Genomic DNA, 23015 nt, shown 5'->3' with positions numbered 1-23015 from the left:
ACGCGTTCAGGTCAGGGCAGGATCTTCGTCGGTAGCGGCACCGGCACCGTGGGGGCGCCGAGGGTCACCGACGGCAGCGGGATCGTCGCGCCGGGCAGCGTGACGCCACCGCCGCCGACCCTGATCGTCGAGGACGTGACGCCCACCCCCGGCAGGCTGACCGTGGCACCCGGGAGCGTGACTCCGCCGCCACCGACAGCGACGGACGAGCTCGTGACCCCGACGCCGGGCAGGTTGATCGTGCCGCCGGGGAGGGTGACGCCGCCGGTGACGGTGACGCCGGGCACGGAGACGCCGGGCACCGGCACGCCGCCAGGGACGGGCACCGTGACCACCGGGGGCCGCGGCGCCGAGCCGGTGGGCCGTGGGGTCGTTGTGGCCCCGGGTCGAGATGGCGCGGTGCCCGGGGCGGACGTGCCGCTCACCGGGCTGCTGGGCCGGACCGCACCGGGCAGTCGTGCCAGGGCCTGTCGGGCCTGGGTGGCTCGGTCGCCGCACACGCCGCAGGCGGCCAGCTCCCTCAGGGTCGCCACCTGGCCCGCGCCGAGCAGGTCCCGCAGACGCTGCCAGGACGCGAGCGAGTCGGCGGGCACCCGGGGTCGCATCGCGTCGACCTGCGGGATGGCGCGGGTGTAGAAGTCGGCCAGCTCGGTCAGCGCGTCAGCGCGGTGCTCGGTGCGGTAGACCTCCATGAGGATGGTCTGGGCGCGGCCGGTCGCGTCCGTCGCGGCGTCGTAGGCCGTGTCGAGGTCGTGCGTCGACGGCGAGCCTCCGTCGATGAGGTCGCGGGCATCGGCGATGTGCTCCTGCGCCTGGGCGAGGTAGGTCAGGCCCTCGTCGTAGCGGGAGCCCGCCAGCTGGACGGCGGCCCGGTCGAGCAGCTGCTTGACGCCGTAGAGCGCGTCGCCGGGCACGGCCGAGCGGGACGCGAAGCCGAGGGCGCCGCCGATGACGAGGATGCTGGCGGCCGCGGCGGCGATGAACTTCAGCGGCCGCGCCGCCACGCGGAGGATCGACACGGTGCCGCCGTCGCGCGGACCGTCGTCGGCGGCGTCGGCGGCGTCGGCTCGGGCGGGTCCGTCCTCGTCGCCGTCGACCGGGTCTGCGGGTGCGAGGGGGACGAGGGGAGTGACCGCGGTGGCGTCGTCGGCCAGCAGTCGGGCGCGCAGGTCGGAGACGAACTCGGCCCGCGGCGCCAGGCCGGCCTGGTCGACGGCCTGCACGGCGTGCAGCACCGCGACGAGCTCGAGGATGCCGGGCTCGGAGACCTGCTCGCCCTCGAGGGCGCGCTGGAGGAGCTCGCCATCGGCGTTCGCACCGAGGTCCATGTCCCTCCTCCGTCTCTCGAGTCCGTTGGTTCGTGGTGCCGGTGTGCTGGCTGGTCGTGCTGGTCCCCTCGTCGGTCGTCCCGTCAGGGGGTGCCGGGTGCCCTCGCCCGACCCGGCGGCCCCGGCTGGGACGACACGGCACGGCATACGACACGTGGTGCGGCGAGGGGTGGGTGGTGCGGGTCGTTCGTCAGGGGCCGGAGCACCGCCATCGCTGCCACCCCGCCGCCTGCGTTCACACGTTCCACGGTCGCGCCGGTCAGCGCGCCGAGCGTCGGTCCGGGCCCACACGCACCGTCCCTACGCCATGAGAACGACGAGGGGGCCGGTGGGGTTACGCGGATCACAGCTCGGCTCCTTCGAGGGCCTTGCGCAGCGCCCGGGTGGCGCGCAGCTGGAGCTGCTTGACGGCACCCTCGGACTTGTCGAGGATCTTCGCGGTGTCGGCGAGGCTGAGTCCCTGGAGGAAGCGCAGGGTGATGCACTCGGCCTGGTCGGAGCCGAGCTCCTTGATCGCCGAGACGAGGCGCTCGTCGCGCAGCCGGGTCAGCACCTCGGTGTCGGGGGCGTCGACCCGCTCGTCGGCGTCACGCATGTCGGCGGTCGCCACCTCGAACCGGAACTTCGCCGACTTCACGTGGTCGGCGATGAGGTTGCGCGCGATGGTGACGAACCACGCCGCGATGTCCTTGCCCTGCCACGTGAACGAGTCGATCCGGCGCATCGCCCGGAGGAAGGTCTCGGACGTGAGGTCCTCGGCGAGCGCGCGGTTGGCGACCCGGACGAGCACGTAGCGGAAGACCGTGTCGACGTAGACGTCGTAGAGCTGGGCGTACGCCTCCTTGTCGCCGCCCTGGGCGAGCTCGACGAGGGCCGCGATGCGGGCCTGCTCGTCGGCGTCGCGCTCCGGGTGCCGCCGCCACCCGGCAGAGCCGGGGGAGCCCGGGGAGGTGCGGGTCAGTCCGCCACCCTCGGCGCCTGCATCGGCCAGGGCCGACCAGATGGCGTCGAGCGCCGAGCGCCACGTCGGCGGGGCGTATGCCGTGGGCGCGAGGATCGCCGGGACCGTGCCCGGCAGTGCCGGGCAGGCAGGCGTCATCGACGCCCGCCCCGGGGTCGTTCCCGGTGCAAGGACAGGTGGGGGCCGGCGACCCGACGTCCTGTTCGCGCGCATTGTGGACAGTCTGTCGGAATGCGCCCGCGGATGGGACCCCGACGACGTTTTGTGGTGCACCCGACGTGCGGCGCCGTGAGCGTGCCTACAGTGGTCGGCATGACGAGCGAGCCTCCCCTCGACGCTCCAGACCCTCCCGCTGTCCCGGCTGCCGGGGTCCCACCGCGGGTCGTCCTCCTCGGGCGCGCCGGATGCCACCTGTGCGACGAGGCGCGCGCCGTCGTCGAGCGGGTGACCGGCGAGCTCGGCGTGGCCTGGCAGGAGCAGTCCGTCGACGACGACCCGGAGCTGCTGCGGCGTTATGCCGAGCAGATCCCCGTGACGTTCGTCGACGGGCGGCGCCACGACTTCTGGCGGGTCGACGAGGCACGCCTGCGCGCCGCGCTCCGGTGACCTGCCTCACCGGCGCATCCCATGCCGTGGTAGGCCGTCGAAGTCAACTTTGTGCATGGGTTCACAAACGTCTAGCCTGATCGGGTCCCCACGTGCTCCACGTGTGGGAGAACGCCTCGTTCGAGAGGAGCCGGTGAGCAAGAGTGTCCGCCGACCCAGCACTGCGTCGCGAGATCCCCGACGCAACCGTCGCGCGGCTTCCCGAGTACCTCCGAACGCTCTCGCGCCTCGCTGAGGACGGCGTTCTGTCGGTCTCGTCGGAAGAGCTCGCGGCCGAGGTCGGAGTGCGCTCGGCGCAGCTGCGCAAGGACCTCAGCCACCTCGGCTCCTACGGGGTCCGCGGCGTGGGCTACGACGTCGAGACGCTCGCCCTCGAGATCTCCCGCGCCCTCGGTCTGACCGAGGACTGGCCCGTCGCCATCGTCGGGATGGGCAACCTCGGGCACGCGCTCGCCTCCTACTCCGGCTTCGTCACCAAGGGCTTCCGCATCGTCGGTCTCTACGACGACGACCCCGCGCTCGCCGACGAGAAGATCGTCGGGGTGGCGATCCGCCCGCTCGCCGAGCTCACCGAGCACCACGCCGTCGATCCCATCGCCATCGGCGTCATCGCGACGCCGGCCCCCGCCGCCCAGGCCGTCTGCGACGCCCTCGTCGGCGCGGGCATCAGCTCGATCCTCAACTTCGCGCCCGCGGTGCTCTCCGTCCCGAGCGGTGTGGACGTACGCCGGGTCGACCTCTCGACCGAGCTGCAGATCCTCGCCTTCCACGCCCAGCGCAAGTCGCTGGCCGCGGGTGACCTCCGGTCGGCGGTGGCCGCCCCATGAGCCTTCTCGTCATCGGCCTGTCCCACCACACCGCCCCGCTGTCGGTGCTCGAGGCGCTCTCGGAGCGTCCCGGCCGTGCCGAGGCCATCGCCGCCTCCGTGCTCAGCTCGGCCACGGCCACCGAGGCCGTCGTGCTCTCCACGTGCAACCGCCTCGAGGTCTACGCGTCGGTGCCGGCCTTCCACCCCGCCGTCGCCGCCATCGGTGAGGCGCTCGCCCTCGCTGCCGGGGTCGAGGAGCCCGAGGGGGCGCGCCGCGTCTCCGACCTGCCGCCGGGCGACCCGGCCGACGCCCTCGCCGACCGTGCCGAGGCCCTCGCGGACCACCTCTACGTGCGCTACGACGACGCCGCCGTCGCCCACGCCTTCACCGTCGCCTGCGGGCTCGACTCGATGGCCGTCGGCGAGGCCCAGATCCTCGGCCAGATGCGCGACTCGCTCGCCGGGGCCCAGAGCCGGGGTCAGGTGGGGGAGTCGCTCAACGCGCTCTTCCAGGGCGCCCTGCGCGTCGGCAAGCGCGCCCACACCGAGACCGACATCGACCAGCACAGCGTCTCGCTCGTGCAGATCGCGCTCGAGGAGGCGGCCGCGGTCCTCGGCCCGCTCGAGGATGTCGCCGCCGCGGTCGTCGGGGCCGGTGGCATGAGCGGCCTCGCCGCCGCGACCGTCCGCCGCCAGGGCATCGGGTCCCTCACCATCGTCAACCGCACGCCCGAGCGTGCCGAGCGCCTCGCGGCCACGACGTCCGGCGTGGCCCGTCCCTGGGACGACCTGACCGACGTCCTCGCCGAGAGCGACCTCGTCGTCACGTGCACCGGGGCGGTCGGCCACGTCATCACGGCCGACATGCTGGCCGCGAGCGCGAGCCGCCGCGGGGGTCGACCCCAGGTCGTCGTCGACCTGGCCCTCCCGCGCGACGTCGAGCCCGTCGTCTCCTGGCCGCACGCCGTCCCGGGCGTCTCGCTCGTCGACCTCCAGTCGCTGGGACTCCTGCTCGAGGGCCGCGCCGACACGACCCAGGTCGTCCGCGTGCGCGAGCTCGTCACCGGTGAGGTCGCCGACTACCTGACGCGCCGCATGGAGAAGTCCGTCGCGCCCACCGTCGCCGCGCTGCGCGCGCGTGCCGCCGCCCTCGTCGCGACCGAGATGGAGCGGCTCGACCAGCGGCTGCCCGGCCTCGACGAGGCCACCCGTGCCGAGGTCGGCCTCGCCGTGCACCGCATCGTCGAGAAGCTGCTCCACACGCCGACCATGCGGGTCAAGGAGTTCGCGATGGAGGGCAGCGGCGACGACTACGCCGCCGCCCTGCGCGAGCTCTTCGACCTCGAGCCCAAGGACGTCGCCAACGTGTCCACGCCGCCGAAGCGGGCCCAGCCATGACCGCCCTGCGTCTCGGCACGCGCCGATCGGCCCTCGCCACCACCCAGTCCGGGTGGGTGGCCGACCGCCTCCGCGAGGCCGGCCACGAGGTCGAGCTCGTCGAGATCACGACCGAGGGCGACGTCTCGGGCGAGCTGCTCACCGCGATCGGTGGCACCGGCGTCTTCGCCGCGGCCATCCGACGAGCCCTGCTCGACGGTCGCATCGACGTCGCCGTGCACTCGCTCAAGGACCTCCCGACGGCGCCCGAGCCGGGTCTCGTCGTCGCCGCCGTGCCGGTGCGCGAGGACAGCCGCGACGTGCTCGTGGCGCGCGACGGGCTGACGCTCGGCGAGCTGCCCGCCGGTTCCGTCGTCGGCACCGGCTCGCCGCGTCGCACGGCACAGATCGCGGCGCTCGGGCTCGGCATCGAGATCCGGCCGATCCGCGGAAACGTCGACACCAGAATTGGATTCGTCTCCTCGGGTGCGCTCGACGCCGTCGTGCTGGCACGCGCCGGTCTCGCCCGGCTCGGCCGTCTCGACGAGGCCACCGAGGTCATCGACCCGATCCAGGTGCTGCCGGCACCGGGTCAGGGCGCCCTCGCCGTCGAGTGCCGGTCCGACCGCGACGACGTCGTGGCCGCAGTGTCCGTCCTCGACGACCCCGACACGCGAGCCTGCGTCGAGGCCGAGCGCTCGCTGCTCGCGACGCTCGAGGCCGGTTGCACCGCACCCGTCGGGGCGCTCGCCGAGGTCGTCGAGGGCGACGACGGCCTCGAGCTGTCGCTGCGTGCCTTCGCCGGCGCGGAGGACGGCACCGCCCCGCTGCGCCGCTCGCTCGTCGGGCCCTACGACGAGCCGGTGGTTCTCGGCTCGCGCCTCGCCCGGATCCTGCTGGAGGACGGCGCCGCCGACCTCCAGGTCGCCACGTCAGCTGGACCTGTCCCAGACCACGCCCCACACCAACCGGAGCAAGTTTCGTGACTCCTTCCCGCCAGCCGTCAGAGCAGACGGACTCGACTCCCACCCACGCGACGACGCCGGCGTGTGTCGCCTTCGTCGGCTCCGGACCGGGCGATCCCGGCCTCATGACGCTGCGCGGCCGCGACCTGCTCGCTGCCGCCGACGTCGTGATCCTCGACCGGATCGCCCGCGACGACGTCGTGCTCGAGCACGCCCGCCCCGACGTCGAGATCATCGACGCCGGCCACGGCGAGCAGGGCCAGGAGCTCACCCACGCGGTGCGCGCCAAGCTCGTCGTCAAGGCCGCGAAGTCGGTCGCACCCGGCGGTCTCGTCGTGCGCCTCATGGACGGTGACCCCGCGACCTTCAACGGCCTCGTCGAGGAGGTGCGTGCCTGCCGCAAGGCCGGCATCACCTACGACGTCGTGCCGGGGGTGTCGGCGCTCACCGCCGGGCCCACATATGCCGGAGTGCCCCTGACCTCGAAGTCGACCGGGGCCGTCCACGTCGTCGGCGTCGACCGCTCCGGCGTCGACTGGTCCGCCTACGCGGCCGACACCGACACCCTCGTGCTGCTCGGCGGCACCGAGGGCATCCGGGCCGCCCTCGCTGCGCTGCGCGCTGCAGGACGTCCGGCGGACGCCCTCGTGGCGCTGACGGCATACGGCACCACGGTGCGCCAGTCCTCGGTCGCGACGACCCTCGGCGACGCCGACGGGATCTTCGGTGGCAAGGAGCCGCTGCAGGTGTCGCTCGCCGTCGTGTCTCCCAACGTCGGGCTGCGTGACGAGTTCTCGTGGTTCGAGTCCAAGCCGCTCTTCGGCTGGAAGGTGCTCGTGCCGCGCACCCAGGCCCAGGCCGGCTCGATGGTCGACCGGCTCGCCGGCTACGGCGCGACGGCCGACGTCGTGCCGACCATCTCCGTCGAGCCGCCGCGCACGCCGCAGCAGATGGAGAAGGCCGTCAAGGGCCTCGTCACCGGACGCTACGAGTGGGTCGGCTTCACCTCGGTCAACGCCGTACGCGCCGTGCGCGAGCGCTTCGAGGAGTTCGGGCTCGACGCCCGGGCCTTCGCCGGCCTCAAGGTCGCCGCGGTCGGTGGCGTCACCGCCGCCGCTCTCCGCGAGTGGGGCATCAACCCCGACCTCGTGCCCGCGGGCGAGCAGTCCGCTGCCGGCCTGCTCGAGTCGTGGCCCGAGTTCGACGAGGTCCTCGACCCGATCAACCGCGTGCTGCTGCCCCGCGCCGACATCGCGACCGAGACGCTCGTCGCCGGCCTGCGCGACATGGGCTGGGAGGTCGACGACGTCACGGCCTACCGAACGGTCCGCGCCGCCCCGCCGGCCGCGTCGATCCGCGACGCCATCAAGGGCGGCGACTACGACGCCGTGCTCTTCACGTCGAGCTCGACCGTGCGCAACCTCGTCGGCATCGCCGGAAAGCCCCACGCCGCAACGGTCGTCGCATGCATCGGGCCGGCCACGGCCAAGACGGCGCAGGAGCACGGCCTTCGGGTCGACGTCCTCGCGCCCGAGGCCTCGGCCCTCAGCCTCGTCGACGCGCTCGCCGGCCACGGCGTCGGGCTCGCCGTCGCGGCGGCCGAGGCGGGCCAGTCGGTGCAGCGTCCCAGCGACAAGCGTCCGGCCTCGCGCCGCCGCGCCCGCTGAGACGAGGCCCCGATGATCGAGCGTCCCCGTCGCCTGCGCCAGACCCCCGTCCTGCGATCCCTCGTCGCCGAGACCCGGCTGCACCCGCGTGACCTCGTGCTGCCCGTCTTCGTCGGCGAGGGCCTGACGGAGCCGCGCCCGATCACGAGCATGCCGGGCGTCGACCAGCACACGCTCGAGAGCGTCGTCGAGGTCGCCCACCGCTGCGTCGCGGCCGGACTCGGCGGGATCATGCTCTTCGGGGTGCCGCAGGAGAAGGACGCGACCGGCTCGGGCGCCGTCGACCCCGACGGCATCCTCAACGTCGCCCTGCGTGCCGTCCGCGACGCCGTCGGTGACGACCTCGTCGTCATGGCCGACACGTGCCTCGACGAGTTCACCGACCACGGGCACTGCGGCGTGCTCGACGAGCACGGTCGCGTCGACAACGACGCCACCAACCTCCTCTACGCCGAGATGGCCGTCGCGCAGGCTCGCGCGGGCGCCCACGTCGTGGCGCCCTCCGGGATGATGGACGGGCAGGTCGCCGTCATCCGCGAGGCGCTCGACGCCGAAGGCCTCACCGACACCGTGATCCTCGCCTACTCCGCCAAGTACGCCTCGGCCTTCTTCGGGCCCTTCCGCGAGGCCGTCCAGTCGAGCCTGCAGGGCGACCGCCGCACCTACCAGCAGGACCCGGCCAACATCGTGGAGTCCCTCCGCGAGATCGACCTCGACATCGCCGAGGGCGCCGACATGGTCATGGTCAAGCCGGCGATGTCCTACCTCGACGTCGTCGCGGCCGCTGCCGAGCGGGCGTCGGTGCCGGTCGTGGCCTACCAGGTGTCGGGCGAGTACTCCATGATCCACGCGGCCGCGGCCAACGGCTGGATCGACCTCCGGAGCGCCGCGATCGAGTCCCTCACCTCGATCCGCCGCGCCGGTGCGCAGGTCGTGCTGACGTACTTCGCGCTCGACGTGGCCGAATGGACCGCCTGACACCACTACCATCTGTGCAATCGCAGGAGGTTGACATGTCAGGTACAGGGGATGACGGCGTGCGGTGGCTCAGTGACGCCGAGCAGGCGTCGTGGCGGGCCATCCTGCGCGGCACGAGGCTGCTCGAGCGCGCGCTCGACGACGCGCTCGGCGACGCCGGGTTGCAGCTGAGCGAGTACGAGATCATCTCGATGCTCTCCGAGAGCCCGAACCACCGGCTCCGGATGTCCGAGCTCGCGGCCATGGTCGTCCAGTCGCGCAGCCGGCTGACGCACACGGCGAAGCGGCTCGAGGACCGCGGCTGGGTGACGCGCGAGCAGTGCTCCGACGACAAGCGCGGCGTCGAGCTCGTCCTGACGACCGGTGGTCTGGCTGCGGTCGGCGACATCGCGCGCGTCCACGTGCAGAGCGTGCGCGCCAACCTCGTCGACATCATGACGGCGACGCAGTTCACGGCGATCGGCGACGCCATGGCCATCGTGCGTGACCACCTCGACCCGAACGGCACGAGCGGCCACTGACGACCCGGCGGGGCGCACCCAGCATCGGTTGAGAGACTGGGTGCATGAGCTCGCAGCCCGTCACCGTCCAGACGACCACCGACGCCCCGGCGTCCGCCGCGCTCCTGGCACGGGCCAGCGAGGTGATCCCCGGTGGGGTCAACTCGCCGGTGCGCGCCTTCCGGGCGGTCGGCGGCACGCCGCGCTTCATGGCGAGCGGGACCGGTCCGTGGCTGACCGACGTCGACGGCAAGCGCTACGTCGACCTGATCTGCTCGTGGGGCCCGATGATCCTCGGCCACGCGCATCCCGACGTCCTCGCCGCCGTGACCGAGGCGGCCGCTCACGGCTTCTCGTTCGGCACGCCCAGCGAGAACGAGGTGCGCCTCGCCGAGGAGATCGTCCGGCGGGTCGAGCCCGTCGAGCAGGTGCGCCTCGTCAACTCCGGCACCGAGGCGACGATGTCGGCCATCCGCCTCGCCCGCGGCTTCACCGGCCGCGACGTCATCGTCAAGTTCGCCGGCTGCTACCACGGTCACGTCGACGCCCTCCTCGCCTCGGCGGGCTCGGGTGTCGCGACCTTCGCCCTCCCCGACTCCGCCGGTGTGCCGCGCTCGAGCGCCGGCGAGACGATCGTCTTGCCCTACAACGACGTCCCGGCCCTCGAGGCCGCGTTCGCCGAGCGCGGCCACGAGATCGCCGCCGTCATCACGGAGGCCGCGGCCGGCAACATGGGCGTCGTCCCGCCGGCTCCCGGCTTCACCGAGGCACTGCTCCGCGTCACCAGGGCGCACGGCGCCCTCCTCGTCTCCGACGAGGTGATGACGGGCTTCCGGTGCAGCGCGTCAGGCTTCTACGGCCTCGAGGGACCCTATGCCGCAGGGGCGCCCGACCTCTTCACCTTCGGCAAGGTGATGGGCGGCGGCTTCCCGACCGCGGCCTTCGGCGGTCGTGCCGACGTCATGGCGCTCCTCGCCCCGCAGGGGCCCGTCTACCAGGCCGGCACTCTGTCCGGTAACCCCGTCGCCTCCGCTGCCGGCCTCGCGACGCTCCAGGGCTGCACGCCTGCCGTGTACGAGCGCCTCGACGTCGTCTCGCACGCGATCGCCGACGCCGTCGCGAGCGAGCTCTCCGCGGCCTCGGTGCCGCACAGGATCCAGTGGGCCGGCTCGATGTTCTCGGTCTTCTTCCGCGACGGGGCCGTCGCCAACTACGACGACGCCAGGGACCAGGACAGCGACGCCTTCCGCCGGTTCTTCCACTCGATGCTGAGCCAGGGCGTGCACCTCCCGCCGAGCGCCTTCGAGTCGTGGTTCGTCTCGGCCTCGCACGACGACGAGGCCGTCGACCACGTGCTCGCGGCCCTACCGGCCGCAGCGCGGGCCGCCGCGACCTCGGACTGACCTGCGGACCGCCGACCCGGCGCCTCGCGCGACCCCGGTTCGACGTGATCGCGGCCGCCACGGGCGAGCCCGCGATCACCTCGAACGGGCGCGGGGACCGGGCGACACGGCATACGGCAAGCGGGGATTGTGGGCTCGACCCACGAGGAGGACGCTGGTCGGTGACGGCGGCGCCGTCGGGGTGCCGCCCCGACCGAGGGAGGTGGGGTCGTGCACGCACGCTCCACGACGGTCCTGGGCCGTCCCGGCATGATCGAGAGCGGCATCGCACACGTGCAGGACGTGGTGATGCCGCAGGTCAGGGCGATGGACGGCTGCGTGGGCCTGTCCATGGTCGCCGACCGCATCAGCGGCCAGTGCATCGTCACGACGGCCTGGCGTGACGATGCCGCGATGCGCGCCACCGCCGACACCGTCGTCCCGCTCCGACGGCAGGCGGCCGACCTGCTCGGCGGTGAGGCCACCGTCGAGGAGTGGGAGATCGCCTACCTCCACCGTGACCACCGCGTGGCCGACGGCTGCGCCGCCCGGGTGACGTGGACCGACGGCGACCCGGCCATGGTCGACCGGATGCTCGACGCCTTCCGGATGGGCATCATGCCGCGGGTCGAGCAGCTCGAGGGCTTCTGCAGCGCCAGCCTCTTCGTCGACCGGGCCGCGGGACGGACGTGCGTCACCGCGACGTACGACTCACCGCAGGCGATGATGGCGACCCGCAACGCGGCGATGGGCCTGCGGGCCGACCTCGTGCAGGAGACCGGCATGAGGATCACCCAGATCGGCGAGTTCTCCCTCGCCATCGCGCACCTCGACGTGCCCGAGCTCGTCTGACGCCGGTCGTCCGGGCGCTAGTGGACGGCGGCGAGGAGCACCCCGACGCCGACGAAGAGCCCGCCGAAGACGCGGTTGAGCGTGCGCTGGCCCGACTCGCGCTGGGTCAGCCGCCCCAGCCCGCGTGCCGCCGCGGCGAAGAAGAACCACATGACGATGACGTCGATGGCGATCACCGTCGCGGCGAGCACGGCGTACTGCGGCAGCAGGGGCTGCTCCGGCCGGATGAACTGCGGCGTGAACGCGAGGAAGAAGACGACGGCCTTCGGGTTGGTGAGGTTGACGAGCAGACCGCGGCGGAACATCGACCACGCCGGCTCCCGCTGCACCTCACCCACCCGTGCCGCCGCGGCGCGCGACCGGAACTGGCGGATCCCGAGGTAGACGAGGTAGGCGGCGCCGGCATACCGGATGAGGTTGAAGAGCACCGGTGAGCCCGCGACGAGGACGCCGACGCCGGCGGCCACGACGGCGATGTGGGCGAGCAGCGCGACCTGCTGGCCGAGGATGCCCCAGATCGAGCGGGTCCAGCCGGACCCGAGCGAGTTGGCCATCGTGTTGACGGCGCCGGCCCCGGGGGTGAAGGAGATGAGCGCGCCCGTCGCGACGAGCGTCAGCCAGAGTGACCACGACACGTCACGGAGTGTAGGTCGGCCCCCGTCCGTGGCGCCGGTCGTCCCACGGACGGCGTGACCTCGGCCACGGGTGTCGGGGACCGCCACCGACGGCGTACGCGTGGGGCCGCGTCAGCGGGGCACCGCTCGGTGTCGCTGCACGTCACAGGGGGTGCACAGGCTCGGGTGCGGATTCGGTCCTGAGCACGACGTTTGAGAGACTGTCGCCCATGGGTGAGAGCACGAGCGGGGTGGCGCCGGGCGCCGACGACCTCACGGTCGTGCACCTCATGCGACACGGTGAGGTCCACAACCCCGACGGCGTGCTCTACGGGCGCCTCGACGGCTTCCACCTCTCCGATCTCGGCCGGGAGATGGCGTGTCTCGTCGCGGCCCACCTCCGAGCCAATGACATCACCCACGTCGTCGCCTCACCGCTCGAACGCGCCCAGGAGACCGCGGCCCCCATCGCGGCCGACCACGACGTCGAGATCGCCACCGACGCGCGCGTCATCGAGTCCGAGAACCAGTTCGAGGGCCGGTCGGTCAGCCCCAAGGACCTGCTCCACCCGCGCAACTGGCACCTCTTCCGCGACATCACGAAGCCCTCCTGGGGCGAGCCCTACGAGGACATCGCGACCCGCATGCTCGCGGCCGTCGCCGACGCGCGCGCCGCCGCCCGCGGACACGAGGCCGTCGTCGTGAGCCACCAGCTGCCGGTCTGGACCGTGCGCAACAAGCTCGAGGGACGGCGCCTCTGGCACGACCCGCGCAAGCGCGAGTGCACGCTCGCCTCGCTGACGTCGCTGACCTACCGGGGCGACGAGCTCGCCTCGATCACGTACTCCGAGCCGGCCGCCGAGCTGCTCGCGAGGGCGAGCAAGAGCGTGGGCGCCTGATGGACCACCTCGACCGACGCACCGCACTGCGGTGGGGCGCCGTGGCCATGGCCGGGGGCCTCGTGACGTTCGCGGCCGCCTGCTCGTCCGACCCGAACTCCGTTGCGGACCAAGCCCGCTCGGGTGACCGCAAGGGCTACGTCGCCGGCGACGGCTCCATCGAGCAGCTGCCCGCCACCGACCGCGGCGAGCCGGTGAAGCTCGACGGCACGACCCTCGAGGGCAAGCCGTGGAGCAGCGCCGAGCGCGCCGGCACGGTCCTCGTCGTCAACGTCTGGGGCTCGTGGTGCCCACCCTGCATCGAGGAGACGCCCGCGCTGCAGAAGGCCTGGGAGACCGTGCAGTCGAAGGGCAAGAAGGTCGAGTTCATCGGCCTCGACAAGCTCGAGGGCCCCGAGACCGGGCTCGCCTTCCAGACCGCCAACAAGGTGACCTACCCGTCGCTGGCCTACGACGGCGGCGTCCCGATCCTCTCCCTCCAGGGCAAGGCCTCCGCCACCCCGACGACGCTCGTGCTCGACCACCAGGCCCGCATCGCGGCGCGTGTCTCCGGTCCTGTCTCGACGACGACCCTGCTCGGCCTCATCGACGACGTCCTCGCCGAGAAGGCCTGAGGTCCTCGTGGGTACCGAGCTCGCCTCCGGGTCACTCCTCGCCGCGGGGCTCGTCGCCCTCGTGGCCGGGTTCGTCTCGTTCGCCTCGCCGTGCGTGCTGCCTCTCGTGCCCGGCTTCCTGGGCTACGTCACCGGTCTGTCCGACGTGTCGCTGGAGAAGCGGTCGCGCGGGCGGCTCGTCGTCGGGGCGCTGCTCTTCGTCCTCGGCTTCACGGTCGTCTTCCTCATCGCGGCCGCTGCCGTTTCTGCCGTCGGCCTCGCCTTCCGCGAGCACCAGAGCGCGCTGCTGCGCGTCGGCGGTGCCGTGGTCCTGCTCATGGGTCTGCTCTTCCTCGGGCTCGGCCGGTCGTATGCCGCCCCGGTGAGCTGGCGACCGCGTGCCGGACTCGCGGGGGCACCGTTGCTCGGCGCCGCCTTCGCCATCGGCTGGTCGCCGTGCATGGGCCCGACGCTCGGGGCCATCCAGGCCATGGCTGCTCCGATCTCGGCCGAGTCCGGCTCGATCGGACGCGGCCTCGCGCTCGCCGCCGTCTACTCGATCGGGCTGGGTCTGCCGTTCGTGCTCATGGCGGCGCTGTGGGAGCGCGCCGGCACGGCGAGCGACTGGCTGCGTCGGCACCGCCGCGCCCTTCAGAACGTCGGCGGCCTGCTCCTCGTCGCCGTGGGCCTGCTCATGCTGACCGGGGTCTGGGAGGACGTCATCGTCTGGCTCCAGGTGCGGCTCGTCAACGGCTTCCGGGTGGCGATCTGACATGAGCACCGACACCGACCCCACCACCGGCGAGGCCACCGCCACGGCCGACACGTCCGTCGACGCGGCCGCAACCCGGAAGGCCACGGCCGGCGCGACGCCCAGCGACGGCATACGCACGGGGATGCGTCCCGACCGCCAGGAGCCGACGCTTCCCACCCTCGGCGCGATCGGGATGCTCCGCTGGGGCTGGCGCCAGCTGACGAGCATGCGCACGGCGCTCTTCCTGCTCCTGCTGCTCTCCATCGCCGCCGTCCCGGGCTCGATCTTCCCGCAACGCAACATCGACGCCGGCCGGGTCGCCGACTACATCGCCCAGAACCCGACGAGCTCGCCGTGGCTCGACAAGCTCGGCTTCTTCGACGTCTACGCGTCGCCGTGGTTCTCGGCGATCTACCTGCTGCTCTTCGTCTCCCTCGTCGGCTGCATCGTGCCGCGCACGAAGGTGCACCTGTCGGCCCTGCGCTCGCGGCCGCCGCGCGCCCCCGCCCGGCTCAAGCGTCTCGACGAGCACGCCGAGATCACGACGACCCTCTCGCCCGACGAGGCGCTTTCGGCTGCGCGGGCCGTGTTGAAGCGCAAGCGGTTCCGGCTGCACTCGCACGACGCGACGAGCGTCTCCGCCGAGTCCGGCTACCTCCGCGAGACCGGCAACCTGCTCTTCCACCTGGCCCTGACCGGCATCATCATCGGCATGGCGGTCGGCCACCTGCTCGGCTGGCGCGGCGACATCATCCTCGCCGAGGGCGACAAGTTCGCGTCGTCCGCGGGCACCTACAACACGATCTCGCCCGGCCCGTGGGTCGACACCGAGACGCTGCCGCCCTTCGTCCTCTCGCTCGACAAGCTCCACGTCGAGTTCAACGAGACGCCCGGCCGCTCGTTCGGCACGCCGCGCCTCTTCGACGCGCAGACGACGCTGCAGAGCTCGCCCGGCGCCCCGAAGAGCAGCGAGAACGTCTCGGTCAACCACCCGATCACCGTCGACGGCGCCGACATCTTCCTGCTCGGCAACGGCTACACGCCCGTCATCACGGTCAAGGACGCCAAGGGCTCCGTGCTCTACCGCGAGGCGACGCCGTTCCTGCCGCAGGACGGCAACTACCGCTCGGTCGGCGTCATCAAGGTGCCGTCGGCCTCGCCGAAGCAGCTCGGCTTCACCGGCTTCTTCCTGCCGACCGCCGAGCCGAGCTTCACCAACGGGCCGGTGTCGATCTTCCCCGACACCAACAACCCCGAGGTGGCGCTCTCGGTCTGGGAGGGCAACCTCTTCCCGGGTGGCGCGCCGCAGTCGGTCTACACGCTCAACACCGACGAGATGAAGCAGGTCACCAAGGCCGACGGCTCGCCCGCGCTGATCCGCCTCAAGCCCGGCCAGACCTACCAGCTCCCGGGCGACCGCGGCTCGATCACCTTCGACAGCGTCAAGCGCTTCGCCGGCCTGTCCGTGCGCACCGACCCCGGCGCCCCGATCAGCCTCGTCTGCGCGATCCTCGCGACGCTCGGCCTGATCCTCGGGCTCACGATCAAGCGCCGCCGCGTCTTCGTCCGCGTGCGGCCGGCCCCCGCCACCACGGGCGACGGCCCCGACGGCGGCACGCTCGACAGCCCTGCCGGCGCCGACGGGCGACCGGCTACCGTGGTCACCATCGGTGGCCTCTCGAAGGACTCCGACCCCGGGCTCGCCGCGATCGTCTCCGCGATCACGACCGGCGTGCACGACCGCCTTGCAGAACGGACCGACCGCTCGTGAACCTCGCAGCCAACGCCAACGCCGCGCTCTACGCGTCGATGATCGTCTACACGCTCGCCATGCTCGCCTTCACCTGGCACCTGGCCGCGCGAGCACCGAAGGTGGCCGACTCGAAGGCCGTCGCCGAGTCCCGTGCCGAGGTCGCCGCCAACGAGCGCGAGGGCGTCCTCGTCGGTGCCGGCGCCCCGACCCCGGCCGAGCGACGTCCGGCAACGCCGTACGCTGCCGGACCGGGTTTCGAGGAGAGCCTCAAGAGCCGCCAGCGGGGCAGCATCGCCCTGATGCTCACCTACCTCGCGTCGGCGCTGCTCGTCGCGTCGGTGCTCATGCGCGGCCTCGCCGTGGGCCGCCCGCCGTGGGGCAACATGTTCGAGTTCGCGACGGCCGCCACGGCGGCGGTCGGTGCCGCCTACAGCGTGCTCGCCAAGCGCAACAACTGGCAGTGGCTCGGCGTCTTCATCGTCACGCCCATCCTCCTCGTCCTCGGTCTCGCCCTGACGGTGCTCTACACCGAGGCCGGCGAGCTCATGCCGGCCCTCAAGTCCTACTGGCTCGGCATCCACGTCTCCGTGGCCTTCCTCGCCGTCGCCTTCTTCACGCTGGCCTTCGCGGTCGGCCTGCTCTACCTCGTGCGCCTGCGCCGTGAGGAGAAGCCGCCGGCCAAGCCGAACTTCATCGAGTCGCTGCCGTCGTCCGCCTCGCTCGAGCGGACGGCATACAGCCTCAACATGGTGGCCTTCATCCTCTGGACGTTCACGCTCATCGCGGGAGCCATCTGGGCCAAGCAGGCCTGGGGCGCCTACTGGCAGTGGGACCCCAAGGAGGTCTGGACCTTCGTCATCTGGACGGTCTACGCCGCCTACATGCACGGCCGCGCGACGGCCGGCGTCGACCACCGCAAGTCGATGTACATCGCGCTCGCGGGCTACGTCGCCGTCATCATCAACTTCACGCTGGTCAACCTCGTCTCGACCTTCGTGGGCATGCACAACTACTCGGGCATGTGACGGTGATCTGACATGGTCCGTTACTCCCTGCTCCGCATCCTCATCTTCTTCGGGTTCCTCTTCCTCTTCTGGCTCATCGGCCTGCGCAACAACCCCGTGCTCCTGCTCGGTGCCTCGGCGATCGCCTCGGCGGCCGCGTCCTACATCCTGCTGCGCGGCATGCGCGACGAGATCACGGCCAAGCTCGTCGAGCGCCACGAGGCCAAGCTCGAGGCGAAGCACGCGGTCGACCCGACGAGCGACGAGTTCGCCGAGGACCTCGAGGACGAGCGCCCGCTCCGCGACGCCGACACCACGGGTGCCGCGGCCACCGAGGACCCCCGCAACGCCGACCGCTGAGCGCCGACATCCACTCGAGTGAGCGCCCAACCACAGTCGAGTGAGTACGCCGTCACACCGGTCCCACGATCGTGTGACGGAGCGCTCAGTCGAGTGGGACGGGGCGCTCACTCGAGTGGGCGGGGTGGGTCAGGTGGGGAGGCCGGGCCGGGTGGCGATGCGGGTGGCCGTGGCCGTGGCGTCGTCCCCGACGCCGAAGAGCAGGGACGAGCGGCGCCGGCGCAGGAAGTGGACGCCGACGAAGTGCAGGTCGGGGGCCACGACGCTCTCGCCGTCGACGTGCACGGGGAACCCCTGCTCGTCGACGAGCCCGGGGACGTCGACCCACTCGGTGTAGCGCGAGCGGAAGCCCGTGGCCACGACGACCGCTCCGAAGCCCCGCAGGTCGAGCTCGGTGGGCGCCGACGTGTCGAGAGGGCCCGGCTCCGGGATCTCGGGTGCCGGCATCCCGCGCTCCCGGCACCCAGCGACGATGGTGTCGCGCACGAACCCGAACCCGGCGTCGCCGGCGGCGATGACCTCGGGCAGGTCGGGCGCGAAGCGCGCCGTGTGGCCGTCGATGTCGACGAGGTGTCCCACGAGGCGCACCGCGAGCGCGGCGAGCGTCCGGTAGTGCAGGTCGTGACCGCCGCCGGCGCCGCTCGCCTGGACGTTGGCGCCGTGCCGCGCCGCCGGGCTCGGTAGCTGGTCGGGCGTCTGCTCGTAGAAGCTCGAGTCCATCAGCCACTCGAAGAGGTCGCGGCCGCCGACCCGCCGCAGGAACCACGGCGCCCTGCCGCACGCCATGACGACGTCCCGCCCCGACAGCGCGAGCTCCTCGGCGATCTGGCACGCGCTCTGTCCGCTGCCCACGACGAGCACCGCGCCGTCGGGCAGCGCGCCCGGGTTCCGGTAGCCGAGCACGTCGATGCACGGCACGTCCGGCGAGAGACCGGCGACCGCTGCCGGTCGGAGTGGCTGCTGGTAGGCGCCTGTCGCCACGACGACGATGCGGCTGCGGATCGTGTCGTCGTCGGTGCGCAGCTCGAACGCGCCGTCGCGTCTCCAGAGCCCGTGCACGGGGACCCCCTCGCGCACCCGACCGAGCCGGCCGGCATACGCCTGCAGGTGCCCGGCCACCTCCGTGCGGGTCATGAAGCCGCCGGGGTCGTCGCCGGCATAGGCGGCGCCCGGCAGGCGGACGGTGTGGTTGGGGCCGACGAGGGTGAAGCTGTCCCACCGGCCGAGCCACGACGACCCGGGCACGCTCGCCTCGAGGACGACGTGCTCGACGCCGCGCTGGTCGAGCTCGTGGCTCGTCGCGAGGCCCGCCTGCCCGGCCCCGATGACGACGACGTCGATCTCCTCGGACACGCGTCCACGGTGGCACCGGGACGTGGCTCCCGTCAGCCGAATGCCGAGGTATGCCGTCGCGCCCGGTCGCGAGGGATCACCTCGACCCGCTGCGGCGCAGCGGCTCAGCGGCTGGGCGGTTCACCGGCTCAGACGCGGCCGAGCGCCAGGCCGACGGCGAGCAGCAGCGACCAGGCGAGCTGGAACTGCCCCGTGCCGGCCAGGGCCGGGATGAGGCCGGGCCCCGTGGCGCGCCCGACGACGGCCTGCATCGGCCGCACGACGAGCGGCGCCGCGAGGAGCGCGAGCAGGGCCCACGGCGAGGTGAGCGAGGCGAGGCCCGTCATGACGAAGGCGACGGCGATCAGCGCGACGTAGAAGGCCCGGGTCCCTGACTCGCCCATCCGCACGGCGAGCGTGCGCTTGCCGTGCTCGCGGTCGGTCGGGATGTCGCGCAGGTTGTTGGCGACGAGGATCGCCGAGGCGAGCGACCCGACGCCGATGGCGCCCCACCAGCCGGCGGCGGTGGGCGGCGTCATCGTCGCCATGGTGCCGAGGGTCGCGACGAGCCCGAAGAAGACGAAGACGAAGACCTCGCCGAGGCCGAGATAGCCGTAGGGCCGCGTGCCGCCGGTGTAGTACCAGGCCGCGACGATGGCGGCCGCGCCGATCGGGATCATGATCCACAGCTCCGACAGCCCGACGAGCGCGAGTCCCATGAGCGCGGCGAAGAAGAAGCACGCGAAGGCCGCGATCTTGACCGAGCGGGGTGCGGCGAGCCGCTGGCCCACGAGCCGCACCGGCCCGACGCGCACCTCATCGGTGCCGCGGATGCCGTCGGAGTAGTCGTTGGCGAAGTTGACCCCGACCTGCAGGGCCAGGGCGACGACGAGGGCGAGGACGGCGTACGCCCAGACGACGTGACCGGTCTGGTAGGCGGCACCAGTGCCGACGAGGATGGGCGAGACGGCGGCGGGCAGCGTGCGGGGGCGAGCGCCCTCGATCCACTGGGACAGGGTGGCCATGGAGTTCCGGAGGGTCCTTCTACAGCTTGCGGAGGAAGTCGGGGTCGTCGTCGGGGCCCATCGGGCCTCGGGGCCCGGGCGGCCGGCGGCCGGGCCCGCGCGACGCGGGACCGGGGCCGCCCCGGGCGTCGCTGCGCCCGGCGACGAGCCAGAAGACCGGGCCGAGCACGGGCACGAGCACCGCGATCAGCCAGACGGTCTTGGGCATGATCCGCACGAGCCGACGATCGGTCTGGAGGCAGTCGACCAGCGCGTAGATCGTGGCGAAGACGACGAGGGCGATCAGCACGACGCGCAGCACGGCGACCTCCTTCGGCGACGGGTGGGACACCCCCATCTTGCCACCGCTCAGCCGAGGCCCTGCACGGCGCGTCGGATGGCGGCCCGATCGGGTTTGCCGGGCCCGCGCTGGGGGATCTCGGCGAGCACGAGGACCCGTCGCGGCAGCGCCGCGTCGGGGAGGATGCCGCGCAGCCTCTCGCGGACGGCGCGCGTCGTCAGGTGGCCGGTCGGGTCGACGAGCGTCACTGCGGCACAGACGGCCTCGCCCCACTCGGGGTCGGGGAGGCCGAGCACGACGACGTCGAGCACGTCGTCGAGGTGCCGGGTCATGGCGTCCTCGACGACTCCCGGGTTGATCTTGAGGCCCCCGGTGTTGATGACGTCGTCGGCGCGGCCGTCGATGACGAGCAGACCGTCGTCGTCGAAGTGGCCGAGGTCGTCGGTGCGGAACCACCGGACGCCGTCGGGGTCGACGGCGAAGGCGTCACGGCTGAGGCGTGCCTCGCCGAGGTAGCCGTGCGCGACGGTGTCGCCGCCGAGCACGACGTGCCGGTCGTTGTCGACGTGGACCCTGCTGACGGGCAGCGGGATGCCGTCGTAGACGCAGCCGCCGGCCGTCTCGCTCATGCCGTACGTCAGGCTCAGCGCGACGCCCAGCGAGCGGCAGCGCTCGACGAGGGCGGGCGGCGTGGCCGCGCCGCCGACGAGCACCCCGTCGAAGGTGCGCAGGGCGTCGAGCCCGACGGGGTCGTCGACGAGACGGGACAGCTGCGTCGGCACGAGCGCGGTGTAGCGCCGGGGCGCCGCGCTCGTGGGCCGCACCAGGGCCGCGGCCTCCGCGAAGCCCGCGACCGAGAAGCCGTCGCGCAGGTCGAGCACCTCCGGCGTCACGCCCGAGGCGAGCGACCGGAGCAGGACCTGGAGCCCCGCCACGTGGTGGGCCGGCATGGCGAGCAGCCACGCGCCACTGCCGCCGAGCACCTGGTGGGTGGCCCACGCCGACCGCTCGAGGGCGTCCGCCGTCAGCAGCGCGCGCTTGGGCCGGCCGGTCGAGCCCGACGTGCCGATCGCGACCGCGAGACCGTCGGGGAGCTCGGCCGGGTCGTGGGACGGCACGGTCGGCGGCGGGGTGTCGGCGGCATACGGCAGCACGGGGGAGCGGCCGGTCAGGGCCGCCTCGAGGGCAGGCAGGACGTCGAGGACGGCGGGTCCGGCGGGGACCGCCAGCGGGCGGGGGGACGGCGCGGCCATCAGGCACGTCTCGCTCTCGGGGGTGCGGTGGGGGCGGCGCGCCGGCGCTGGCGCGCGGCCATGGCGACGGTCCAGACGAGCGCGACCGCGCAGACGGGGAAGCCGACGTAGGGGTTGAGCGGGAGCACGATGCCGAGGGTGCCGCCGACGACCCACAGCACCTGGAGCATCGTCTCGGACCAGGCGAAGACCGACGTGCGGACGTTCTCGGGGACCTCGCGCTGCACGAGCGCGTCGAAGCCCAGCTTGGACAGCTGCGCCGACATGCCCTGGACGAAGCCGAGCACGACGAGCGTCCACACGCCGTACCAGATGCCCGTCGCGACGCAGCAGACCGTCGCGGCGAGGACCGACACCATGGCGATGCGCTCGGGCCGCTGGTCGCGCACGACGTTGCCGACGACGCTGCCCATGCCGTTGCCGACCCCGATGGCGACCGCGATGAATGCGAGGACGAGCTCGCCGCGGATGCCGTCGATGGGGTGCTCCTTGGCGAGGAACGCCATGAAGAGGATGAGGAAGCCGGTGAGCACGCGGGTGCCACCCGTCGACCACATGGCGTGCATCACCGGCCAGGGGATCGCCTGCTTGCGCCGGCGGAAGCGGCCGAGGGGTCCCAGCGAGTCGACGGTGAGCGCGTCGCCGTCCGAGGGCGTATGCCGCCGGGCCGGGTCGTCGCCCCAGCCGCGCCGGGTGCCGCGGAGCGAGCCGGCCCCGGGTGCGCTCGCGTCGTCGTGCGCGCCTCGTACCGGGATCGGGGTCGTGTCCTCGATGGAGACCTCGCCGAGCGAGCTGTCGACACGCGCCGGGAGGCGGATCGCCTGGACGGTGGCGACGACGAAGACGACGAAGCCGACGCGGAGGGCCCAGGACGGTCCGGCGAGCATCGCCACCCCGCCCAGGGCGCCCCCGATGACCGCGCCGACGACTCCGGCCATCGAGACGCGGGAGTTCGCCTTGACGAGGGTCGTGCCCGGCGGCAGGAGCCGCGGGACGGCTGCCGCGCGCGTGATGGTGTAGGCCCGGGAGGCGACGAGGCACCCGAGCGCGGCGGGGAAGAGCCAGCTGCTGTCGTGGGTGATGGCCTCGGCGAGCACCCAGCAGAGGAAGGCCCGCACGGCGAGCGTCGTGCCGATGGCCCAGCGCCGGCCGTGCGAGAAGCGGTCGAGGAGCGGCCCGATGAGCGGCGCGACGAGGACGAAGGGCACCATCGTGAGCAGCAGGAACGTCGCGACGTCGCCGCGGGCCTGGGCCGTCTGCGGGTTGAAGAAGAGGGTGCCGGCCAGGGCCAGCGTCATGATCGTGTCGCCCGCGGTGTGGCTCGCGTGCAGCTCGGTCATCCGGGCCAGACCGCTCTCGCCGGCTCCGCCGGAGTGGGTGTACGCATGCGCCTTGGCGGCAGCGAAGCGACCCGAGCGTGCGGTCAGGCGAGCGGTGCCGGTGGCGGCCCGTCCGAGCCCGCGCCCGACGGCGCGCGTCGCGTTGGCCGCGGTCGTGCGCGGTGGCTGGCGGAAGTCCGCGGGCCGGCCGCCCTCGGGCACGTCCGGGGTCTCGGGTACGGGAGGGGGAGCGGGAGGGGGTGCGGCCGATCCGTCGGTCCCGTGCGGGGCGCCTGCTGCGGCGCGACCACGTGGCGCGGAACTGGGCGCACGACGGCCAGGGCTGGCGCGGCGGTCGTCGCTCGGTTCCACTCCAACATCCTGCCCTGTCCCGCGGGCCGGCGG

23 protein-coding genes are annotated in these 23015 nt (G+C 73.0%); 15 read left to right on the top strand and 8 right to left on the bottom strand.

Annotated elements, in window-relative coordinates:
* Window positions 1-11: 11 nt before the first annotated feature.
* Both ASE25_RS14885 and ASE25_RS14880 read right to left on the bottom strand, forming a co-directional pair.
* Window positions 12-1328: a DUF5667 domain-containing protein gene (locus tag ASE25_RS14885; RefSeq protein WP_056826411.1), complete on the bottom strand. Its 1317-nt coding sequence runs from the start codon at window positions 1326-1328 to the stop codon at window positions 12-14.
* 343 nt (window positions 1329-1671) lie between these two features.
* Entirely contained in the window at window positions 1672-2427 is a 756-nt protein-coding gene (locus tag ASE25_RS14880) for an RNA polymerase sigma factor (RefSeq protein WP_056826410.1), read from the bottom strand.
* Between the two features lie 165 nt (window positions 2428-2592).
* Here ASE25_RS14880 and ASE25_RS22440 point away from each other — a divergent pair, with 165 nt between their 5' ends.
* From ASE25_RS22440 to ASE25_RS14835, 9 genes are all read left to right on the top strand, one after another.
* Window positions 2593-2895: a glutaredoxin family protein gene (locus tag ASE25_RS22440; RefSeq protein ID WP_082619579.1), complete on the top strand. Its 303-nt coding sequence runs from the start codon at window positions 2593-2595 to the stop codon at window positions 2893-2895.
* Window positions 2896-3038: 143 nt separating this feature from the next.
* Window positions 3039-3722 (top strand): redox-sensing transcriptional repressor Rex, encoded by a 684-nt coding sequence (locus tag ASE25_RS14870; RefSeq protein ID WP_020145048.1) that lies wholly within the window; start codon window positions 3039-3041, stop codon window positions 3720-3722.
* Entirely contained in the window at window positions 3719-5101 is a 1383-nt protein-coding gene (hemA, locus tag ASE25_RS14865; protein WP_056826408.1) for a glutamyl-tRNA reductase, read from the top strand. Before ASE25_RS14870 ends, hemA begins: the two co-directional genes overlap by 4 nt.
* On the top strand, window positions 5098-6066 hold the full coding sequence (gene hemC / locus ASE25_RS14860) for a hydroxymethylbilane synthase (protein WP_056773483.1): 969 nt from the start codon (window positions 5098-5100) through the stop codon (window positions 6064-6066). The genes hemA and hemC overlap by 4 nt, the downstream gene beginning before the upstream one ends.
* Window positions 6063-7712, top strand: a complete 1650-nt coding sequence (locus ASE25_RS14855; RefSeq protein WP_056826406.1) for a uroporphyrinogen-III synthase — start codon at window positions 6063-6065, stop codon at window positions 7710-7712. The genes hemC and ASE25_RS14855 overlap by 4 nt, the downstream gene beginning before the upstream one ends.
* Window positions 7713-7724: 12 nt before the next feature.
* Window positions 7725-8690, top strand: a complete 966-nt coding sequence (gene hemB / locus ASE25_RS14850) for a porphobilinogen synthase (RefSeq protein WP_056773478.1) — start codon at window positions 7725-7727, stop codon at window positions 8688-8690.
* Window positions 8691-8725: 35 nt separating this feature from the next.
* Entirely contained in the window at window positions 8726-9211 is a 486-nt protein-coding gene (locus tag ASE25_RS14845; RefSeq protein ID WP_056773476.1) for a MarR family winged helix-turn-helix transcriptional regulator, read from the top strand.
* Between the two features lie 44 nt (window positions 9212-9255).
* Window positions 9256-10593 (top strand): glutamate-1-semialdehyde 2,1-aminomutase, encoded by a 1338-nt coding sequence (gene hemL / locus ASE25_RS14840; protein ID WP_056826405.1) that lies wholly within the window; start codon window positions 9256-9258, stop codon window positions 10591-10593.
* 210 nt (window positions 10594-10803) lie between these two features.
* A complete protein-coding gene (locus ASE25_RS14835; protein WP_056773470.1) occupies window positions 10804-11424 on the top strand; it encodes a hypothetical protein in 621 nt (206 codons plus the stop codon).
* 17 nt (window positions 11425-11441) lie between these two features.
* Here ASE25_RS14835 and ASE25_RS14830 read toward each other — a convergent pair whose 3' ends face one another.
* Window positions 11442-12059 carry a LysE family transporter gene (locus tag ASE25_RS14830; protein WP_056773467.1) on the bottom strand — a complete coding sequence of 206 codons (618 nt, stop codon included), beginning with the start codon at window positions 12057-12059 and terminating at the stop codon, window positions 11442-11444.
* Window positions 12060-12268: 209 nt separating this feature from the next.
* Here ASE25_RS14830 and ASE25_RS14825 point away from each other — a divergent pair, with 209 nt between their 5' ends.
* From ASE25_RS14825 to ASE25_RS14800, 6 genes are read left to right on the top strand one after another with little or no spacing between them, the layout of a single operon-like run.
* Window positions 12269-12937: a histidine phosphatase family protein gene (locus ASE25_RS14825; protein ID WP_056826403.1), complete on the top strand. Its 669-nt coding sequence runs from the start codon at window positions 12269-12271 to the stop codon at window positions 12935-12937.
* Complete coding sequence (locus tag ASE25_RS14820; protein WP_056826401.1) at window positions 12937-13551, top strand: TlpA disulfide reductase family protein; 615 nt, start codon at window positions 12937-12939, stop codon at window positions 13549-13551. The genes ASE25_RS14825 and ASE25_RS14820 overlap by 1 nt, the downstream gene beginning before the upstream one ends.
* 7 nt (window positions 13552-13558) lie before the next feature.
* On the top strand, window positions 13559-14302 hold the full coding sequence (locus ASE25_RS14815; protein ID WP_056773456.1) for a cytochrome c biogenesis CcdA family protein: 744 nt from the start codon (window positions 13559-13561) through the stop codon (window positions 14300-14302).
* A gap of 1 nt (window position 14303) precedes the next feature.
* The gene (locus ASE25_RS14810; protein ID WP_082622894.1) at window positions 14304-16055 is read left to right on the top strand and encodes a cytochrome c biogenesis protein ResB; all 1752 of its coding nucleotides are present in this window, start codon (window positions 14304-14306) and stop codon (window positions 16053-16055) included.
* Window positions 16052-17062 carry a c-type cytochrome biogenesis protein CcsB gene (gene ccsB, locus ASE25_RS14805; RefSeq protein ID WP_056773453.1) on the top strand — a complete coding sequence of 337 codons (1011 nt, stop codon included), beginning with the start codon at window positions 16052-16054 and terminating at the stop codon, window positions 17060-17062. Before ASE25_RS14810 ends, ccsB begins: the two co-directional genes overlap by 4 nt.
* A 12-nt stretch (window positions 17063-17074) precedes the next feature.
* Window positions 17075-17401, top strand: a complete 327-nt coding sequence (locus ASE25_RS14800) for a DUF4229 domain-containing protein (RefSeq protein ID WP_056773450.1) — start codon at window positions 17075-17077, stop codon at window positions 17399-17401.
* Between the two features lie 129 nt (window positions 17402-17530).
* On the opposite strand, the gene ASE25_RS14795 is transcribed toward ASE25_RS14800, so the two are convergent.
* The 5 genes from ASE25_RS14795 to ASE25_RS14775 form a co-directional block, all read right to left on the bottom strand.
* Window positions 17531-18754, bottom strand: a complete 1224-nt coding sequence (locus ASE25_RS14795) for an NAD(P)/FAD-dependent oxidoreductase (protein WP_056826399.1) — start codon at window positions 18752-18754, stop codon at window positions 17531-17533.
* A 128-nt stretch (window positions 18755-18882) separates the two neighbouring features.
* On the bottom strand, window positions 18883-19758 hold the full coding sequence (locus tag ASE25_RS14790) for a 1,4-dihydroxy-2-naphthoate polyprenyltransferase (RefSeq protein ID WP_056826396.1): 876 nt from the start codon (window positions 19756-19758) through the stop codon (window positions 18883-18885).
* Between the two features lie 19 nt (window positions 19759-19777).
* Window positions 19778-20095, bottom strand: a complete 318-nt coding sequence (locus tag ASE25_RS14785) for a PLD nuclease N-terminal domain-containing protein (RefSeq protein WP_056826394.1) — start codon at window positions 20093-20095, stop codon at window positions 19778-19780.
* Between the two features lie 11 nt (window positions 20096-20106).
* Window positions 20107-21291: an o-succinylbenzoate--CoA ligase gene (menE, locus tag ASE25_RS14780; RefSeq protein WP_056826392.1), complete on the bottom strand. Its 1185-nt coding sequence runs from the start codon at window positions 21289-21291 to the stop codon at window positions 20107-20109.
* Complete coding sequence (locus tag ASE25_RS14775; RefSeq protein ID WP_056826390.1) at window positions 21291-22832, bottom strand: MFS transporter; 1542 nt, start codon at window positions 22830-22832, stop codon at window positions 21291-21293. Before ASE25_RS14775 ends, menE begins: the two co-directional genes overlap by 1 nt.
* Window positions 22833-23015: the final 183 nt, after the last annotated feature.

This window comes from Terrabacter sp. Root85, from assembly GCF_001429185.1.
GTDB lineage: Bacteria > Actinomycetota > Actinomycetes > Actinomycetales > Dermatophilaceae > Terrabacter.
Note: the sequence above shows the minus strand (reverse complement) of the source record. Positions and strands in the feature narration are given on the sequence as shown.

Excerpts from the sequence above, each read along its gene's own strand:
- ASE25_RS14885 (WP_056826411.1), bottom strand. The coding sequence starts at position 1,328 with ATGGACCTCGGTGCGAACGCCGATGGCGAGCTCCTCCAGCGCGCCCTC.
- ASE25_RS14880 (WP_056826410.1), bottom strand. The coding sequence starts at position 2,427 with ATGACGCCTGCCTGCCCGGCACTGCCGGGCACGGTCCCGGCGATCCTC.
- hemA (WP_056826408.1), top strand. The coding sequence starts at position 3,719 with ATGAGCCTTCTCGTCATCGGCCTGTCCCACCACACCGCCCCGCTGTCG.
- hemC (WP_056773483.1), top strand. The coding sequence starts at position 5,098 with ATGACCGCCCTGCGTCTCGGCACGCGCCGATCGGCCCTCGCCACCACC.
- hemB (WP_056773478.1), top strand. The coding sequence starts at position 7,725 with ATGATCGAGCGTCCCCGTCGCCTGCGCCAGACCCCCGTCCTGCGATCC.
- ASE25_RS14845 (WP_056773476.1), top strand. The coding sequence starts at position 8,726 with ATGTCAGGTACAGGGGATGACGGCGTGCGGTGGCTCAGTGACGCCGAG.
- hemL (WP_056826405.1), top strand. The coding sequence starts at position 9,256 with ATGAGCTCGCAGCCCGTCACCGTCCAGACGACCACCGACGCCCCGGCG.
- ASE25_RS14825 (WP_056826403.1), top strand. The coding sequence starts at position 12,269 with ATGGGTGAGAGCACGAGCGGGGTGGCGCCGGGCGCCGACGACCTCACG.
- ASE25_RS14820 (WP_056826401.1), top strand. The coding sequence starts at position 12,937 with ATGGACCACCTCGACCGACGCACCGCACTGCGGTGGGGCGCCGTGGCC.
- ASE25_RS14810 (WP_082622894.1), top strand. The coding sequence starts at position 14,304 with ATGAGCACCGACACCGACCCCACCACCGGCGAGGCCACCGCCACGGCC.
- ASE25_RS14800 (WP_056773450.1), top strand. The coding sequence starts at position 17,075 with ATGGTCCGTTACTCCCTGCTCCGCATCCTCATCTTCTTCGGGTTCCTC.
- ASE25_RS14790 (WP_056826396.1), bottom strand. The coding sequence starts at position 19,758 with ATGGCCACCCTGTCCCAGTGGATCGAGGGCGCTCGCCCCCGCACGCTG.
- ASE25_RS14785 (WP_056826394.1), bottom strand. The coding sequence starts at position 20,095 with ATGGGGGTGTCCCACCCGTCGCCGAAGGAGGTCGCCGTGCTGCGCGTC.
- menE (WP_056826392.1), bottom strand. The coding sequence starts at position 21,291 with ATGGCCGCGCCGTCCCCCCGCCCGCTGGCGGTCCCCGCCGGACCCGCC.